The sequence below is a fragment of the Oceanimonas sp. AH20CE76 genome (genome assembly GCF_039654065.1).
In the GTDB taxonomy this organism is placed as follows: Bacteria; Pseudomonadota; Gammaproteobacteria; order Enterobacterales; family Aeromonadaceae; genus Oceanimonas; species Oceanimonas smirnovii.
Map to the genome: position 1 here is coordinate 956122 of NZ_CP155481.1, position 16324 is coordinate 972445.

The following is a 16324-nucleotide window of genomic DNA, read 5'->3' on the forward strand; positions in this document are numbered from 1 at the left end:
GCCAAAACGAGAATAATATGAAACGTCATACACTGAAAATACTGGCCCCGCTGGTGGCCCTCAGCCTGCCTATGATGGCACAGGCAGAAATGAGTCAGGAAGACTTTCAAAAACGCGTGCGGGAAGCCCTGATGGCAGAGCCCGAAATGCTGCGTGATGCCATTATCAAGCTGGAAGAAAATGACCGGGTGGCTCAGCAGGCGGAATTTTCCAAACAGCTGAAAGAGCAGTCGGCTCAGCTTTTTGACAATAAAACCGACGGTGTAATGGGTAATCCCGACGGCAAAATAGAAATGGTGTATTTCACCGACTACAACTGCCCTTACTGCCACCGTTTGAACCAGACCCTGCTGGAAGTACTTAAAGGCGAGCCTGAGCTGAAAATTATCGTAAAGGATCTGGGCATTCTGGGGCCGGATTCAGTAAAAGCGGCGCGTCTGGCTCTGGCAGCCGCACAGGAAGCACCCAAGCAATATGAAGAGCTGCATCAGGCCATGATGAGCCAGAAGCGGGTACAGGCAGCTGCCCTTGCCACTATTGCAGAGAAAGCCGGCCTGGATGCTGCCAGCCTGCAAAAAACTGCCGACAGCAAAGACATTGCCGACAAGCTGAACCAGAACCTGAGCCTGTTCCGGGCGCTGGGGCTGAACGGCACGCCGGCACTGGTGTTCCCCGATGGCACCCTGGTGCCCGGTGCCATCGACGAAGCCGGCCTGAAAGACATTCTGAAAAAGCAGAAATCCTGATTAACTGCAGGGATCAGGGAATGGGGATTGGGGACTAGAGAGCGTGAAAGCGTTCCGGTTTTCCCATCTTTCGATAGCCAAAGACCCGGGCCTTGGCCCGGGTCTTTTGGTTTCAGTGGCGTAAAGGTTAAATGTTGGGATTCGCTGCGCTCATCGCCAATCTAGCCACTTCCCTAGTCCCTAGTCCCTAATCCCTCAACATCACTTCCAGCTGGCTTCGCGTTTGGCTTTCTGCAGCTTTTGGTAAGTGGCCAGCAGGGCCTGATGAGAGGCAAAATCCTTCAGGCTTTCATCGGCGCGGGTCAGGCCATGGAAGCGGGCGCTGCCATCAATCTGGGCCCAGGCCTCAGTCACGGTATTTTCACCAAACATGCGGCTAAAGGCGGCGCGGTATTGCTCGGGCTCGCGGTCGTCGGACAGATGCAGCTCCAGGGAGGCCTTCAGGCAGCGGTAATAACGGGCACGCTCTTCGCTGAACACGGACGCATTAAAGCTTAAGGTCCAGTCGGCATAGTCCAGCGCGGTTTCCAGCTCGCCGGCGGCCAGGGCCAGCATGCACTTCAGCTCACCCACCCGCAGAGTATGCCAGGCGCTGCCCTTGTCGGAAGCAATGCCAATCAGCTCGCGAATGCGGGTAAAGTCGTCCAGACCGTCCTGCTCCAGCTGATCATAAAGCGCCATCAGTTGTTCGCCGTCGGCGTCGCTGCCGGGCAGGCTGAGCAGAGTGGCACGCAGATGAGCGCCCATATTGTTGTTGGCCAGCTCCAGATCTTCCACCGGATAAATATCCGACATGCCCGGGGCCAGAATGCGGCAGGCATATACGCCCAGGTGCTCGTAGTCGGCAATGTAGACCGGCTGCTCCAGCTCGTTGAAGATGGCCATCAGATGATTGAACTCTTCTTCCGAGCTGCCGCTGAAGTCCCAGTCGGCAAAGTCATAATCCGACTTTTCCTGGAACAGATCCCAGCTGATTAAACCCGAGGAGTCGATAAAGTGGGTTTCCAGATTGTGATGGTCGGCCACTTCGTCATCGTCGAATGACGGCGGCACAAACACATCCAGATCTTTCAGGCTGCGGCCCTGCAGCAGCTCGGTCACGGTGCGCTCCAGCGCCACCGCAAAGCGGGGATGGGCACCGAAAGAGGCAAAACAGGTGCTGTTGGCCGGGTTGAATAACACCACGCAGATAACCGGATAACGGCCACCGAGAGAGGCATCGTAGGCAAAGATGGGAAAGCCTTCCGCTTCCAGGGTGGCAATGGATTCCTGAATATGCGGATAACGGGCCATTACTTCATCGGGAATGGCCGGCAGGCTGATGCGCTCGGCAATAATGCGATTTTTGACGGAACGCTCAAATACTTCCGACAAGCCCTGAGTGCGGGCCTCGGTTTTGGTATTGCCGGCGCTCATGCCGTTGGACACATAGAGGTTGCCGACAATATTCATGGGAATATAAACGGTCTGGTTGTCGCCCTGGCGCTCAAAGGGCAGGGCGCAGATGCCGCGTTCTTTATTGCCGGACTGCAGATCGATCAGCATATCGGCGGTGAGGGCACCGTCGGGATCGTAAAAGCCGCGGGTATAGTCATCCAGCAGGCCGGCGGGCAGGCTGTTGTCGGTGGGAAGCGTAAACCACTTTTCATTGGGGTAATGCACGAAGTCACCTTCGGCAATGTCCCGGCCCAGGTAGAAGTCGGCAAAGAAATAGTTGGTGGCCAGACGCTCGAAGTATTCACCCAACGCCGAGGCCAGTGCCGCCTTTTTGGTGGCACCCTTGCCGTTGGTAAAGCACAGGCCGCATTCTTTATCGCGAATATGCACCGACCACACATGAGGTACCGGGTTCAGCCAGGAGGCTTCTTCAATATTGAAGCCCAGCGCCTGCAGCTTGTGCTGAAAGCGGCTGATGGAGTCTTCCAGCGCGGCGTCTTTGCTGGGAATAAAGGTTTTCATGAATACCTCGGGCGGGTTCGGCAAAAAAGGGGGCTGATCCTAACCCGAGGCGATAAATTGAACAAGCGGAAACAAAATGGCAGGCCGCAGCCGTGCATTCGTTGGGCACTAAGCTTGCCAGTCAGTATTCAACAGTCAACGCAGCAGCTTCACGAAGCGGCAGTGGGGATTGCCGTAGCCGACCGTCAAATGCCAAGGATGGCATTTGCCGAGCGACACAGGGAGGTGCTTGAAGCGTGTCGGCGAAGCGCAACCGCGCTGCTGCTTCGCACTGGGGTGAATTGGCAGCAACAAAAACGCCCGCACGGGGCGGGCGTTTTCAGCAACAGTGGTGGCGGCTTAGGGCAGCAGATGCAGCATGCGGCGCAGGGGCTCGGCGGCCCCCCACAGCAGCTGGTCGCCCACGGTAAAGGCGGCCAGATATTCCGGACCCATGTTCAGCTTGCGCAGGCGGCCCACCGGCACGCTCAGGGTGCCGGTCACGGCGGCCGGGGTCAGCTCGTCCATGGACTGCTGGCGATCGTTGGGAATGACTTTTACCCAGTCGTTGTGGCTGGCCAGCAGCTTTTCCACTTCCGGGATCGAAATGTCTTTCTTCAGCTTGATGGTGAAAGACTGGCTGTGGCAGCGCAGAGCACCCACACGCACACAGAGGCCGTCTACCGGAATGGCAGCACCGGTCTGCAGAATTTTGTTGGTCTCGGCCTGGCCTTTCCACTCTTCGCGGCTCTGGCCATTTTCCAGCTGGGAGTCGATCCAAGGGATCAGACTGCCGGCCAGAGGCACACCGAAGTTATCGACAGGAAGGTCGCCACTGCGGGTTTTTTCGGTCACCTTGCGCTCCAGCTCCAGAATGGCGGAGGACGGATCGGCCAGCTCACCGGCCACTTCGTCACGCAGCATGCCCATCTGGGTAACCAGCTCACGCATATGACGGGCACCGCCACCGGAGGCCGCCTGATAGGTAGAAACAGACACCCACTCCACCAGATCCTGTTCAAACAGACCGCCCAGCGCCATCAGCATCAGGCTCACTGTGCAGTTACCGCCTACAAAGGTTTTGGTGCCCTTGGCCAGCGCATCCTGAATTTGCTTGCCGTTTACCGGATCCAGCACAATCAGAGCGTCGTCGTCCATACGCAGGGCAGAGGCAGCATCAATCCAGTAGCCATTCCAGCCCGCAGCACGCAGGCGGGGATAAACGTCTTTGGTGTAGTCGCCGCCCTGACAGGTGAGCACCACATCCAGCGCCTTGAGGGCGTCGATGTCGTAGGCATCCTGCAGGGTGCCGGCGTCTTTGCCAAAGTCCGGTGCAGGCTGCCCGGCCTGGGAGGTAGTGAAAAAGACGGGATCAATACGGGCAAAATCGCCTTCTTCCACCATGCGGCTCATCAGAACAGAGCCGACCATACCGCGCCAGCCGACCAGACCTACTTTCTTCATCATTCGTGTCCTTTCTTTGAAAGAGAATCAAAAAACCTGCCCCACACAATACTGATTGCAGCCAAAGGTGCAAGGAAAAACCGAAAAAATCGACTGTTTTTTGTACAGTTAAGGCTGCTGCATATCCCGCCTAAACGCCGTGCCGACGGGGGTCAGCCGCTGGTAAAAGACAGAAAGCTCAGTATCAGCACAGGCCCTGCCAGACTCAGCACAAAGCCCGACACAATGGCCACCGGCACTATGGCCACGCCGCCGGAACGCTGCAGCACCGGCAGGGTAAAGTCCATGGAAGTGGCACCGCCATAACCGATGGCACAGCTGGGGTGGCGGCGCATCAGTGCCGGAATGATCATGATGGCAATCAGCTCCCGGGCCAGATCGTTAAGAAAGGCGGCGCTGCCCATGATCGGGCCCAGCTTGTCGCCGATTAAGATGCCCGACAGTGAGTACCAGCCGTTGCCTGAAGCAAAGGCCAGCCCCTGGCTCAGGGGCATATTCATCAGCCAGGCCCCCATCAGGCCGCCAATCCAGGAAGTAACCATCACCGTCAGGGCTATGGCCAGGCCCCAGCGGTTCAGCAAAATCTGGCGCAGCCTCATGCCCGAGTTGCGCAGCTGAATGCCAATGAGTAACAGCAGCAGCATCAAGGCCCATTCGCTCAGGGTATCTACCTGAAACCAGCCTGGGTCAAGAAACTGGCCAAGGCCCACACCGGCCAGGATCACCAGACACAGCTTGGCCGAGTCGAGCAGCAGCGCCCATTTGCTGATAACCGGTGCACCGCGCTCGCCACTGAGCCGGCCCCGGCGCAGGTCCAGCAGCCAGAGCCCGGCCAGGTTACAGAGCGTGACACAGGCCAGAAAAACGCCACAAAGAATAAAGATTGTGCCCAGGTGAGTACTAAGATTATCCACAAAGGCTAGGCTGATCCCCATCAGAAACAGGATCAGATATACCATGCGTTCTACAGATACATTAATAAAGTGCAGCAAGGATTGAGAGCGGCAGGGAATGCAATAGCCCAGCGCCAGGGGCAGTAATACGATAAGCATGCCGGAGTACATGGTAATTATCTTCCCGTTGGGTGGTCAGGCACAATTTTTGACCATTAAACTGTGTTGCGACAGCATACGTGAGCAATTCGTTAAAAAAAAGCGGCTGTCTTACGCTTTATGAATTTAAAACGCGAAAACCAAGCCTTTGTTGAGATTTTATTCCGGTTTTATGCATAATTTTATGTGGCCAGATGTGAACTATTGGTATAAAAAACCGACATTACTGGCTCTTGCCGGCGGATTATGTTGTTATTGCGTCAGTCCGGTGATAAGTTTTGCCGCACAGGTTAACAAGCTGTTAACTAACAAGGAAAGCAACAGAAAGGTCTAACGGATGAGCAAACCCGCCCTCGAAGTCTCGGGCCTGCACAAGCACTATGGCTCGCTGGAAGTACTCAAAGGCATTGATCTCACTGCCAACAAGGGAGATGTGATCTCCATTATCGGCTCTTCCGGCTCCGGTAAATCTACTTTTTTGCGTTGTATCAACCTGCTGGAAACGCCTTCTGCCGGTGAGGTTCGCCTGCATGGTGAACTGATCGAAATGCGCACCAACCGGGCCGGCGAGCGTGAGCCGGTCAGCATGCGCCAGGTAGAGCGTATTCGTTCCCGTCTGGCCATGGTGTTTCAGAGCTTTAACCTCTGGTCTCATATGACCATTTTACAGAATATTATTGAAGTGCCGGTGCAGGTGCTGGGGGTGCCCAAAAAAGAGGCCATTGCCAGAGGTGAGGCGCTGCTGCAACGGGTAGGCCTGTATGAGCGGCGGGACTATTATCCCGGCCACTTGTCCGGCGGCCAGCAGCAAAGGGCGGCCATTGCCCGGGCGCTGGCGGTGGAGCCGGAAGTCATGCTGTTTGATGAGCCCACCTCGGCGCTGGATCCGGAGCTGGTGGGCGAGGTGCTGGGTGTAATGCGGGCGCTGGCGGAAGAGGGCCGCACCATGCTGGTGGTTACCCATGAAATGAGCTTTGCCCGTGATGTCTCCAACAAGCTGATGTTTTTGCATCAGGGCGTGGTGGAAGAGCAGGGCAATCCCAAAGAAGTGTTTGCCAATCCGTCGTCGGAGCGGTTTCGGCAATTTATCTCTTCGGTTTATTAAACAAGTGAATGTACATAAGGAGAATGTCATGAAAAAACTGTGGATTGCTGGTGCCGTCATGGCTGCCCTTGCCACCGGTGCGGTGCAGGCAAAGGAATGGAAAACCGTGCGTTTTGGCATTGAAGGGGCTTATCCGCCCTTTTCCTGGACCGATGAAAATGGCGAGCTGCAGGGCTTTGACGTAGACATGGCCAATGCCCTGTGTGAGCAGATGCAGGTGCAGTGCAAGCTGGTGGCCCAGGACTGGGACGGCATTATTCCGGCGCTGCTGGCGCGTAAATATGATGCCATTATCGCCGCCATGTCCATTACCGAAGAGCGCAAGCGCACCGTGGACTTTACCGGCAAATATGCGCTGGTGCCCAACAAGTTTGTGGCCCCCAAGGGCAGTGATTTTGAGCTGAGCAAGGAAGGCCTGGCGGGCAAGAAAGTGGGCGTACAGATTGCCACCACCCACGACAAGTATCTGACCGACAACTTTGGCAAGGATGTGGAGCTGGTACGTTACGGCAACGCCGACGATGCCTATCTGGATCTCAAGGCCGGCCGGGTGAACTATGTGTTCCTGGATGCCACCGCCATTGAAGAAGGCCTGCTCAACAAGGAAGGCGGTGATGCCTTTGAATTTGTTGGCCCCTCGGTCACCGATGAACAATGGTTTGGTGAAGGCTTTGGTATTGCCGTGCGCAAGCAGGATAAAGATCTGAAAGAGATGCTCAACAAGGCCATTCTCGAGCTGCGTGAAAACGGCAAATATCAGGAAGTGAACAACAAATACTTCGATTATGACGTCTACGGCGAGTAATTGACGCTGCACCTGAATTAAGGGCAAAAACCAGATTCAAAACGAGTCCGCTGCGCGTCTGACCGCCAGGGATGGCGGGAATGCCGAATATGCAGGAGCAATTTTCGGCCCTGGCGCAGAGGTCCTGCTGATTGAATCCTGGTTTTTGCCCTTGTGCAGAGTAGAACCGCGGGCAGAGCAAGAGAAACAGGAAGTGGTGATGTTCGATTTAAAAGGCTATGAAAGTGCCTTGCTGGACGGGGCCTGGATTACCCTGCAGGTGGCCTTGCTGTCATTGCTGCTGGCGGTCACACTCGGGCTGCTGGGGGCGCTGGCCAAGCTGTCTGCGGTGCGTCCGCTGCGCTGGCTGGCCACCCTCTACACCACGGTCATACGGGGCATTCCCGATCTGGTGCTGATGATGCTGATCTTCTTTGGCGGCCAGGTATTGCTGAATAACTCTTTATATTCCCTTAACGAATCACTGAATCACTGGCTGGGCGGGGGCGATCCCAACCATGAATGGACCAGCTATGTGCCGGACTATATTGAAATCAGTCCCTTTATTGCCGGCATTATTACCATCGGATTTATCTTTGGTGCCTATATGGCGGAAACCTTTCGAGGAGCCATTTTATCCGTAGACAAAGGCGAGCTGGAAGCCGCCAGAGCCTATGGCATGGGGCCACTGCTGGTGTTTCGCCGTGTGCTGTTTCCGCAAATGATGCGCCATGCCCTGCCGGGGCTGGGCAATAACTGGCTGGTGCTGCTCAAGACCACGGCGCTGGTGTCCATCATCGGCCTCGATGACATGGTGCGCAGTGCCTCGCTGGCGGCAGGGGCCACTCAGCTGCCCTTTACCTTTTATATGGCGGTGGCATTGATCTTTTTGCTGTTTACCACCCTGTCTACCTCGCTGCTGCGCTGGGCCGAGCGCCATTACGCCATTCCGGGAAGGTAAGCCATGGACTTTTCAATCATTCTTAACGAGTGGCCGGTGTACTGGCAGGGGCTCTACACCACCGTCTGGCTGGTGGCGCTGGCACTGGTGCTGGGGCTCTTGCTTGCCGTACCCATGGGCATACTGCGCAACAGTAACAACTGGCTGCTGAAAGGGCCGGCCTGGGCCTATATCTATTTTTTTCGCGGCACGCCGTTGCTGGTGCAGCTGTTTCTTATTTATTACGGTGCCGGCCAGTGGCAGTGGCTGAAAGACTCCGCCGCCTGGGAGTGGTTCAGCCAGGCCTGGTTCTGCGCCGTGCTGGCCTTTACCCTCAATACTGGTGCCTATACCGCCGAAATTATTCGCGGTGCCATTAACACCATGCCCAAGGGCGAGATAGAAGCGGCCCATGCCTTTGGCATGAGCCGCCTGGCCACTCTGCGGCGTATTATTCTGCCCAACTCCTTTCGCCGGGCACTGCCGGCCTACAGCAATGAGGTGATCTTTATGCTGCACGGCTCGGCAGTGGCGGGAGTGATCACCATAGTGGATCTCACCGGCGCGGCGCGCATCGTCAACTCCCGCTACTACTCACCCTTTGAGGCCTTTCTGGCGGCGGGGCTACTCTATATGTGCCTGACCTTTCTGCTGGTGTGGGGCTTTCGCCGGCTGGAACAGCGCTGGTTCAGACACCTGCGCCCGCGCAAGGGGTAAATGCGGGGAACAGGGACTGGGGAGCAGCATTTAATCCCTGAAGCTGGCCCAGATGGGAGCGTGATCCGAGGGCTTTTCAATGCCGCGCAGCTCATAATCAACGCCGGTGTCTTCAAGCCTTGCCAGCAGCGGCTGCGTGGCCAGCACCAGATCAATGCGCAGGCCGCGGTTATCATTAAAGCCCTTGCTGCGATAATCAAACCAGGAATAGGTCTCGGCATTGGTCGGGTTCTGCAGCCGCCAGGTGTCGGTCAGGCCCCAGCTCAGCAGCCGCTCCATCCACTCCCGCTCTTCCGGCAAAAAGGAACACTTGCCTTCCCTCAGCCAGCGTTTGCGGTTGGGCTCGCCAATGCCGATATCCAGATCGGTATGGGAAATATTCACATCCCCCATTACCACCAGATCTTCATCGGGCCGGTGATACTCATTCAGATAATGTTGCAGATCCTGATAAAACCGCTCCTTGGCCGGAAACTTGGTTTCATGCTTGCGGTTCTCACCTTGCGGAAAATAGCCATTCAGCACGGTAAACTGGCTGCCGTCGGGGCGTTCAAAACGGCCGATAATCATGCGCCGCTGGGCATCTTCCGCATCGGCAGGAAAGCCTTTCTGTATGCTTACCGCCGGCTGTTTGCTCAGCAAGGCCACTCCATAATGGGCCTTCTGACCATGAAAATAAACGTGATAACCCATGGCCTGCACCGCTTCCAGCGGAAAGGCTTCATCGTGCACCTTGGTTTCCTGCAGGCCGATAATATCCGGATTGTGTTTGTCGACAAGCGCCTGTAACTGATGCAAACGGGCGCGAAGGCCATTGATATTAAAAGAGATAACTTTCATAAAATGCGTAGATTAAAAAATTTGGCCACATGCTAACAGAAAGCGGCAAGCCGGGCAGCCGGGGCGTGCTTTTTGCCGTAAAGCACCGGTCTGCTGACATTGCCACATTTTGTAACAACTTTACGGAACATTGACATAGTCTGGTTGTGCCAAACAGGTACACTGACGGTAACTGGTGTTTGGAAAAAAATGATGCAAAAAAAATATAAAACCCTGGCGGCAGTCTGCTGCCTGGTATTGTTTTCTGCCACTGTGCCGGCTCAGCAGGGAGCCGTAGTCAGTGCCATTACCGTGACTGAGCAACAGCTGCCGTCAAGGCTGCAGCTGGTGGGTACCCTCAAGGCCAACCGGCAGGTGGCCATAGCGCCCCAGGTGAGCGCCCGGGTAACGGAGGTACACTTTGTGCCCGGGCAGGCAGTAGAAAAAGGTGATCTGCTGCTTAGTCTGGACAACAGAGCCGCCAAAGCGGCGGTCAGTGAAGCGGTGGCTGAGCTGCGCGATGCCAGGCGTATTCTGGACAACTTTCAGACCCTGTTTAAACGCAAGGCGGTGACTCAAACCGAGCTGGAAGGCCAGCAGGCCGCCGTCGCCATGGCCGAAGCCCGGCTGCAGGCAGCCCGGGTAGAGCTCGACTATCTCAGTCTGACCGCACCCTTTGCCGGTGTAATGGGGCTCAGTGATGTGGCTCCGGGCAGTCTGCTCAGCGCCAATGAACCCGTGGCTGAGCTGTATCAGCTTGAGCAGCTCAAGCTCGACCTGGCGGTGCCGGAAAAATATTTTTCCCGTCTAACAACAGGAGACCAGCTGCAGGGCACTACCGCGGCCTATGGAGAGCGCAGTTTCAGCGGCACCATCAAGGTAGTGGCACCGGCGGTGGACGCCAATACTCTGAATGCCCAGGTACGGCTGGAGTTTGATAACAGCGACGGTGCCCTGGTGCCGGGCATGCTGATGCAAGTGCAGCTGGAACTGGATAATGGCACTACCCTGGCAGTACCGGCCAGCAGCCTGCTGTATGCGGGTAATCAGCGTTTCGTTTATGTGATTGATGAGGCCGGCAAGGTGGATCGGCGCAGTGTCATCACAGGTCGCAATCTGGGAGAGTGGGTGCAGATAAGCGACGGCCTGGCCGCCGGCGAACGGGTGGTCAGTGAAGGCATTGTCAAGCTCAGAGACGGCGCTCAGGTGGAGGTGGCCGATGCGGCTCTCTGATATCGCCATTGCCCGGCCGGTGCTGGCTACCGTGCTCAGCCTGATGCTGTGCGTGTTTGGTCTGATCGCCTTTTTTGAACTGCCCCTGCGGGAAATGCCCGACACCACCTCACCCATTGTAACGGTGCGCACCGACTATACCGGTGCCAGCGCCAGCGTGATGGAAAGCCAGGTGACCAAGCGGCTGGAAGACGAGTTGTCGGGCATCAGCGGCGTCAAGTTTATCAGCTCATCCACCAGTGACGGCAGCTCGCGCATTACGGTGGAGTTTAATCCGGATCGGGATCTTGATAATGCCGCCAGTGATGTACGCGAGGCCGTGTCCCGGGCTTCACGCCGGCTGCCCGATGATGCCGATGCCCCTGTGGTCACCAAAGACACCGGGCGTAACGACGTGATCCTATGGGTTACCCTCAGATCTACCGGTATGTCGGCACTGGCGCTGGGGGATTATGCCGAAAATGTGCTGGCAGACAGATTCAGCCTGCTCGATGGCGTCAGCTCCGTGTGGGTGGGCGGACGCAAGGAGCGGGTAATGAATGTGCGTCTTAATACCGCCGCCATGGCGGTGCGGGGCGTGACAGTGGCCGATATTGCCGCCGCTCTGCGCAGCCAGAACGTTGAGCTTCCCGCCGGCACCCTGGAAAACGATCAGCAAAACTTTGCCGCCCGTATTGAGCGGGGTTATAACCTGGCAGCCGACTTTAATAACCTGGCCATTCGTAATCTGGCCGGGGGCGAGCGGATTTATCTGCGGGATGTGGCGGAAATATGGGAAGGAGAAAAGCCCGAAGATACGCTGTTCCGCTCCAATGGTCAGAGTGTGGTAGGACTTGGTATCGTCAAACAAACCCAGGCCAATACTCTGGAAGTGATTGATGAAGTCAAGCGGGCAGTGCGGGCACAGCAGCCTTTTTTGCCTGATAACACCGAGCTGACCTGGACTTATGACAGCTCGGTGTTTATTGAAAGCGCCATCGACGAAGTGTATCAGACCCTGTTCATTACCATGGCGCTGGTAGTGCTGGTGATTTATATCTTTTTGGGGCAGATGCGGGCGACGCTGATTCCGGCGGTGACGGTGCCGGTATCCTTGATCAGTGCCTTTATTGTGGCCATGGTGATGGGCTTTTCGGTCAATCTGATTACCCTGATGGCGTTGATCATGGCCATTGGTCTGGTGGTGGATGATGCCATTGTGGTGCTGGAAAATATTTATCACCATCTGGAGCGGGGGCGCTCACCGCTGGCAGCAGCCTGGCACGGCACCCGAGAAGTGGGCTTTGCGGTAATTGCCACCACACTCACGCTGATTTCGGTGTTTTTACCCATTGTGTTTATGGGCGGCATTATCGGTCGTATCTTTACCGAGTTTGCGGTGCTGCTGGCGGCTGCCGTGGGCTTTTCTTCGCTGGTGGCGTTAACCCTGAGTCCGGTGATGGCAGGTAAGCTGCTGAAACGGGAGCAAGCGCCCGGCCGGCTGACGCAATATTTTGACCGTGCCTTTGCCCGCCTTGAAAAAGGCTATCGCCGGCTGCTGGTGCGGGAGCTGCGCCATGGCTGGTGGGCCCCTGTGGTCATGGTGGCAGCATTGGGTGTTATTGCCCTGTTGTTTCGGGAAATTCCTCAGAGTCTGACACCACAAGAGGACAGAGGCGTGGTGTTCGTCATGGTTAAAGGGGCAGAAGGGGCCAGCTTTGAACGCATGAGCAAGGCCATGGGCGAGGTGGAAAGCAGCCTGATGCCACTGCGGGAAGAAGGCATTATCAGCAGCCTGACGGTGCGCACTCCCGGCTTTGGCGGCGGTGTGAACAGCGGCATCATGTTTGCCAGCCTCAGTAACTGGAATGAGCGCAGCGTGTCGTCGGCAGAGGTGGCCGGGCGCATTCGCGCGCTTACCCGTAATGTGACCGATGTTTTGGTGATCCCCATCTTGCCGTCATCCATTCGCAGCGGCTCCAGTACACCGGTTGAGTTTGTATTGGGCGGGGCCGATTATGATCAGCTGCTGGAGTGGGCTGAGCAGCTGCGTACTCTGGCCCGGGATAATCCCGGCCTGGGCGATCTTGAACTCGACTTTGATCGCACCAAACCAGAGCTGCTGGTACAGGTAGACCAGCAGCGGGCAGCGAGTCTGGGTATATCTGTAACCGAGGTGGCCAACAGCCTGAACGTGATGCTGGGTGGCCAGGCGGTCACCACCTATGCCCGTGAAGGGGAGGAATACGATGTATTCCTCAAGGGTAACGAAGATGACTTCAGTCGCATGGACGATCTGGCATCGCTTTATTTACGCACCGACAGCGGCCAGCTGGTGTCGCTCGATAATCTGGTCAGCCTGAAGGAACAGGGGGCACCGGGCTCGCTTAATCATTACAACCGTAAAAAAGCCATTACCCTGAGTGCCAACCTGGAAGGCAGCTACAGCCTGGGTGAAGCGCTGGACTATCTGGACGGCCTGGTGCGGGATAACCTGCCCGATGCCGCTACCGTGGATTATAAGGGCGAGTCACTGGAATACCGCTCCAATCAGAGCGACATTGCCTTTGTATTCGGACTGGCGCTGCTGGTGGTATTTTTAATTCTGGCGGCTCAGTTCGAGAGCTTTATACATCCCTTTATTGTGCTGCTGACGGTACCGCTGGGGCTGGTAGGGGGTCTGCTCGGCCTGTATCTGGCAGGCATTACCCTTAACGCCTACAGCCAGATTGCCATGGTGATGCTGATTGGCCTGGTGACTAAAAACGGTATTCTTATCGTGGAATTTGCCAACCAGCTGCGGGACAAGGGGCTGGAGTTTGACGATGCCCTGACCGAGGCGGCGGTGCGTCGGTTGCGTCCCATTCTGATGACCGCTTTTACCACGGTAGCCGGGGCTGTGCCGCTGATCCTGGCCAGCGGGGCCGGAGCAGAAAGCCGGCAGGCGGTAGGTATGGTGGTATTTGGCGGTGTGGCCCTGGCCACCCTGCTGACGCTGTTTATTGTGCCGGCCATGTATCGCATGCTGGCACGTCATACCAAATCACCGGAGCACCAGCAGCGCCGGCTGGAAGCCGAGCTGAAGGAGAGCGGGGAGTAAATAAAGGAATGCCGCACATTAGTGCGGCAACCTGTATTAAGGCATAAAAAAGCCGGTGCAGTGCACCGGCTTTTTTAAATGATGGTGGAGGGAGCTGGATTCGAACCAGCGAAGGCTGAGCCGTCAGATTTACAGTCTGATCCCTTTGGCCACTCGGGAACCCCTCCACGAGTAAACTTGCACATTGTGTTGCTCATCGCTTGCGCGCTGAACTGAATAGGTGGTGGAGGGAGCTGGATTCGAACCAGCGAAGGCTGAGCCGTCAGATTTACAGTCTGATCCCTTTGGCCACTCGGGAACCCCTCCACATCAGTGGGGCGCATACTACCAAAACAAACGGCATTGTGAACCCCTGAAGGGCAATTAATTTGCTAAATATCGGGGGTTTCCGGCCGATAAAGGTTTAAACGCTCAACTTTTAAACTTTTCGGGTTTTCATGACCACACAGGTGCAGGCCAATTTGCTGATCAACGACAGCCAGCTGGGAGACAGCCTTAATCAGGCGGTTCACCAGGGGCGGCGTCGTGATTTTGGCTTGCTGCTGGCCATGCTGTCGGAAGATGCCCGGGATCTGCCCCGCATTGATGAGCCGGTTACGCCGGCCGGTGAGCCCGACTGGCGGCAGTATTTTGCATTGCCCGAGCCCACACCGCCCATGTTTGCCGAGCAACGGGATCAGGCCCGCGCCAATACCCTGAGTACGCTTGCCGGCTCACTGCAGCAAGACAGCCTGCGGCTGCTGCTGGCCATGCGCGGTGAGCCCCTTAAACCTTGCCGCGATGAACTGCCCGCCGAGGTCACTTCCAACCTGGACCCCAGAGCACTGGCGCGTATGCAGGGCAAGCTGAATGCCTATCTGCCCCAGCAGCCCGAGCGTATGCTGGAGGTATTGGAAGCGGTGCACGCCACCGCCTGATCAGCGCTGTTTATTTGCCTGTTGGCAGCCTTCAATGGCAGAAGCCAGCAATGTCAGCGCACTGTGCTCGCAGGGGGGCAGGGCGGCATCGCTTTGCCGTATTGGCGTAACCCGCTCGCCCCAGCGAATCACCCCTGCACCCCAGGTAAGACCGGCACCAAAGGCGGCGGTCAGCAGCAGCGCGCCCGGGCGAATGCGGCCTTGCTCCAGGGCTTCGCACAGGGCAATGGGCACAGTAGCCGCCGAGGTGTTGCCATAGTCGGCAATATTGACCATGACTTTATCGGCGGGCACCGCCATTTTTTTGGCCAGGGTTTCAATAATGCGCACATTGGCTTGATGAGGCAGCATAAGATCAATATGCTCCGGGCTGACACCGGCCTCATCCAGCACAAAAGCAGCGGCCTCACCCATGCCCCGCACCGCGCGCTTGAAAATCTCCTGACCTTCAAAGTTCACATCAAACAGACCGTCCACATGGGCAAAGCGGGTGCGGCCCGTGCCTGAGTCGGGTACTGCCAGAATATCTCTGGCCTCGGCATCACAACCCAGTTTGTCGGCAATCAGGCCGCAGGGAGCGTCGCTGGCTTCCAGCACAACAGCACCGGCACCGTCACCGAACAGCACGGCGGTATCTCGGCGGGTCCAGTCCAGATAGTGGGTCAGGCGCTCGGCACCAATTACCAGCAGCCGGTTCATGCTGCCGGCGCGGATCATGGCCGAGCCCACACTCAGGCCATAAATAAAGCCGGTGCAGGCGGCATTGAGATCAAATACGGCAGCGGCGGGAATGCCCAGATTGCGCTGCACCGCCGAGGCGGCGCTGGGTACCAGAGTGTCGGGACTGGCGGTGGCCAGAATAATGCCGTCAATCTGGTGTGGCTCAAGACCGGCGGCGGCCAGTGCCTGCCGGGCTGCTACCGTGGCCATGTCGGAGGTGTTTACATGAGCAATGCGCCGGGCGCGAATGCCGGTGCGGCTTTGAATCCAGTCGTCCGAGGTATCCAGAAAGGTGCTGAGATCCTGATTGCTCAGCACGGCCGGCGGCAGACATTTGCCCCAGCCGGTGATATTGGCATAACGCATGAGATTCCCGCTGTTCAGGTGAAAGATTCATCGATTATGCCCAAGGCCCGGGCATAACTCTAGCGCTTACAGGCGGCCGTCCCGCTCCAGCCGCCGGCGCACCCAGGTGCGATATAGCCAGGAAAGAACCGGCCGCACCACCGGAAGGCCGATAAACCAGGCCAGCGGCATTAATCGTGGCACCCGTTTCATCAGCAGAATATAGGCATCCAGCTCGGAATGGATATCCCCTTCGGCAGTCTGCACATGCAGCTCCTGCAAGGCCTGCTGCGGGCTGATACCCATGCCCAGCAGCACTTCTTCCTTGTCGGTAATATCAAACCAGTAAATATCCCGGCCCCTGTCGCCGGCCCAGCGCTCGTAGCGGGCTCTGTCCTTGATGCAGCCTTCGCAGGAGCCATCGTAAAACACCACCAGCTGGTGGCGTGGTTTTTTATCATCCAA

14 protein-coding genes and 2 tRNA genes are annotated in these 16324 nt (G+C 57.0%); 8 read left to right on the forward strand and 8 right to left on the reverse strand.

From position 1 onward, the window contains the following. Window positions 1-17 precede the first annotated feature (17 nt). The gene (locus tag N2M06_RS04630; RefSeq protein WP_346351763.1) at window positions 18-746 is read left to right on the forward strand and encodes a DsbA family protein; all 729 of its coding nucleotides are present in this window, start codon (window positions 18-20) and stop codon (window positions 744-746) included. A 201-nt stretch (window positions 747-947) separates the two neighbouring features. On the opposite strand, the gene ycaO is transcribed toward N2M06_RS04630, so the two are convergent. The 3 genes from ycaO to N2M06_RS04645 form a co-directional block, all read right to left on the reverse strand. Continuing rightward, a complete protein-coding gene (ycaO, locus tag N2M06_RS04635) occupies window positions 948-2705 on the reverse strand; it encodes a 30S ribosomal protein S12 methylthiotransferase accessory factor YcaO (protein WP_346351764.1) in 1758 nt (585 codons plus the stop codon). Window positions 2706-3044: 339 nt separating this feature from the next. After that, window positions 3045-4148 (reverse strand): aspartate-semialdehyde dehydrogenase, encoded by a 1104-nt coding sequence (gene asd, locus N2M06_RS04640; protein WP_346352152.1) that lies wholly within the window; start codon window positions 4146-4148, stop codon window positions 3045-3047. Window positions 4149-4300: 152 nt separating this feature from the next. Beyond that, a complete protein-coding gene (locus N2M06_RS04645; RefSeq protein WP_346351765.1) occupies window positions 4301-5212 on the reverse strand; it encodes a lysine exporter LysO family protein in 912 nt (303 codons plus the stop codon). A gap of 325 nt (window positions 5213-5537) precedes the next feature. Between N2M06_RS04645 and N2M06_RS04650 the strand changes: the two genes are divergently transcribed. The 4 genes from N2M06_RS04650 to N2M06_RS04665 all read left to right on the forward strand — a co-directional run bounded on the left by N2M06_RS04650 (window position 5538) and on the right by N2M06_RS04665 (window position 8746). Then, the gene (locus N2M06_RS04650; RefSeq protein ID WP_346351766.1) at window positions 5538-6305 is read left to right on the forward strand and encodes an ATP-binding cassette domain-containing protein; all 768 of its coding nucleotides are present in this window, start codon (window positions 5538-5540) and stop codon (window positions 6303-6305) included. 28 nt (window positions 6306-6333) lie between these two features. Further along, window positions 6334-7110: an ABC transporter substrate-binding protein gene (locus N2M06_RS04655; protein ID WP_317073953.1), complete on the forward strand. Its 777-nt coding sequence runs from the start codon at window positions 6334-6336 to the stop codon at window positions 7108-7110. Between the two features lie 199 nt (window positions 7111-7309). After that, window positions 7310-8050, forward strand: coding sequence for an ABC transporter permease (locus N2M06_RS04660; RefSeq protein ID WP_019933498.1), 741 nt, complete (start codon window positions 7310-7312; stop codon window positions 8048-8050). A gap of 3 nt (window positions 8051-8053) precedes the next feature. Continuing rightward, complete coding sequence (locus tag N2M06_RS04665; RefSeq protein WP_346351767.1) at window positions 8054-8746, forward strand: ABC transporter permease; 693 nt, start codon at window positions 8054-8056, stop codon at window positions 8744-8746. A 30-nt stretch (window positions 8747-8776) separates the two neighbouring features. Here the strand turns inward: N2M06_RS04665 and xthA are convergent, their stop codons facing one another. Continuing rightward, a complete protein-coding gene (xthA, locus tag N2M06_RS04670; RefSeq protein WP_346351768.1) occupies window positions 8777-9586 on the reverse strand; it encodes an exodeoxyribonuclease III in 810 nt (269 codons plus the stop codon). Window positions 9587-9775: 189 nt separating this feature from the next. On the opposite strand from xthA, the gene N2M06_RS04675 reads away from it, so the two are divergent. Beyond that, entirely contained in the window at window positions 9776-10798 is a 1023-nt protein-coding gene (locus N2M06_RS04675) for an efflux RND transporter periplasmic adaptor subunit (protein WP_245541354.1), read from the forward strand. Next, window positions 10785-13877: an efflux RND transporter permease subunit gene (locus tag N2M06_RS04680; RefSeq protein WP_346351769.1), complete on the forward strand. Its 3093-nt coding sequence runs from the start codon at window positions 10785-10787 to the stop codon at window positions 13875-13877. Before N2M06_RS04675 ends, N2M06_RS04680 begins: the two co-directional genes overlap by 14 nt. An 82-nt stretch (window positions 13878-13959) precedes the next feature. Here the strand turns inward: N2M06_RS04680 and N2M06_RS04685 are convergent. Together N2M06_RS04685 and N2M06_RS04690 are read right to left on the reverse strand one after the other, a co-directional pair. Then, a tRNA-Tyr gene (locus N2M06_RS04685) sits at window positions 13960-14044 on the reverse strand. Between the two features lie 54 nt (window positions 14045-14098). Continuing rightward, a tRNA-Tyr gene (locus N2M06_RS04690) sits at window positions 14099-14183 on the reverse strand. Window positions 14184-14314: 131 nt separating this feature from the next. On the opposite strand from N2M06_RS04690, the gene N2M06_RS04695 reads away from it, so the two are divergent. After that, window positions 14315-14794, forward strand: a complete 480-nt coding sequence (locus tag N2M06_RS04695; RefSeq protein WP_346351770.1) for a VC2046/SO_2500 family protein — start codon at window positions 14315-14317, stop codon at window positions 14792-14794. Here N2M06_RS04695 and N2M06_RS04700 read toward each other — a convergent pair whose 3' ends face one another. Beyond that, complete coding sequence (locus tag N2M06_RS04700) at window positions 14795-15880, reverse strand: ketoacyl-ACP synthase III (protein WP_346351771.1); 1086 nt, start codon at window positions 15878-15880, stop codon at window positions 14795-14797. It abuts the gene before it with no gap. 66 nt (window positions 15881-15946) lie between these two features. Next, window positions 15947-16324: a DUF393 domain-containing protein gene (locus N2M06_RS04705; RefSeq protein ID WP_317073961.1), complete on the reverse strand. Its 378-nt coding sequence runs from the start codon at window positions 16322-16324 to the stop codon at window positions 15947-15949.

Bases quoted from the DNA above. Each gene is read 5' to 3' on its own strand.
- N2M06_RS04630 (WP_346351763.1), top strand. From the start codon at position 18: ATGAAACGTCATACACTGAAAATACTGGCCCCGCTGGTGGCCCTCAGC.
- N2M06_RS04650 (WP_346351766.1), top strand. From the start codon at position 5,538: ATGAGCAAACCCGCCCTCGAAGTCTCGGGCCTGCACAAGCACTATGGC.
- N2M06_RS04645 (WP_346351765.1), bottom strand. From the start codon at position 5,212: ATGTACTCCGGCATGCTTATCGTATTACTGCCCCTGGCGCTGGGCTAT.
- N2M06_RS04700 (WP_346351771.1), bottom strand. From the start codon at position 15,880: ATGCGTTATGCCAATATCACCGGCTGGGGCAAATGTCTGCCGCCGGCC.
- N2M06_RS04680 (WP_346351769.1), top strand. From the start codon at position 10,785: ATGCGGCTCTCTGATATCGCCATTGCCCGGCCGGTGCTGGCTACCGTG.
- N2M06_RS04695 (WP_346351770.1), top strand. From the start codon at position 14,315: ATGACCACACAGGTGCAGGCCAATTTGCTGATCAACGACAGCCAGCTG.
- asd (WP_346352152.1), bottom strand. From the start codon at position 4,148: ATGAAGAAAGTAGGTCTGGTCGGCTGGCGCGGTATGGTCGGCTCTGTT.
- N2M06_RS04675 (WP_245541354.1), top strand. From the start codon at position 9,776: ATGATGCAAAAAAAATATAAAACCCTGGCGGCAGTCTGCTGCCTGGTA.
- ycaO (WP_346351764.1), bottom strand. From the start codon at position 2,705: ATGAAAACCTTTATTCCCAGCAAAGACGCCGCGCTGGAAGACTCCATC.
- N2M06_RS04655 (WP_317073953.1), top strand. From the start codon at position 6,334: ATGAAAAAACTGTGGATTGCTGGTGCCGTCATGGCTGCCCTTGCCACC.
- N2M06_RS04660 (WP_019933498.1), top strand. From the start codon at position 7,310: ATGTTCGATTTAAAAGGCTATGAAAGTGCCTTGCTGGACGGGGCCTGG.
- xthA (WP_346351768.1), bottom strand. From the start codon at position 9,586: ATGAAAGTTATCTCTTTTAATATCAATGGCCTTCGCGCCCGTTTGCAT.
- N2M06_RS04665 (WP_346351767.1), top strand. From the start codon at position 8,054: ATGGACTTTTCAATCATTCTTAACGAGTGGCCGGTGTACTGGCAGGGG.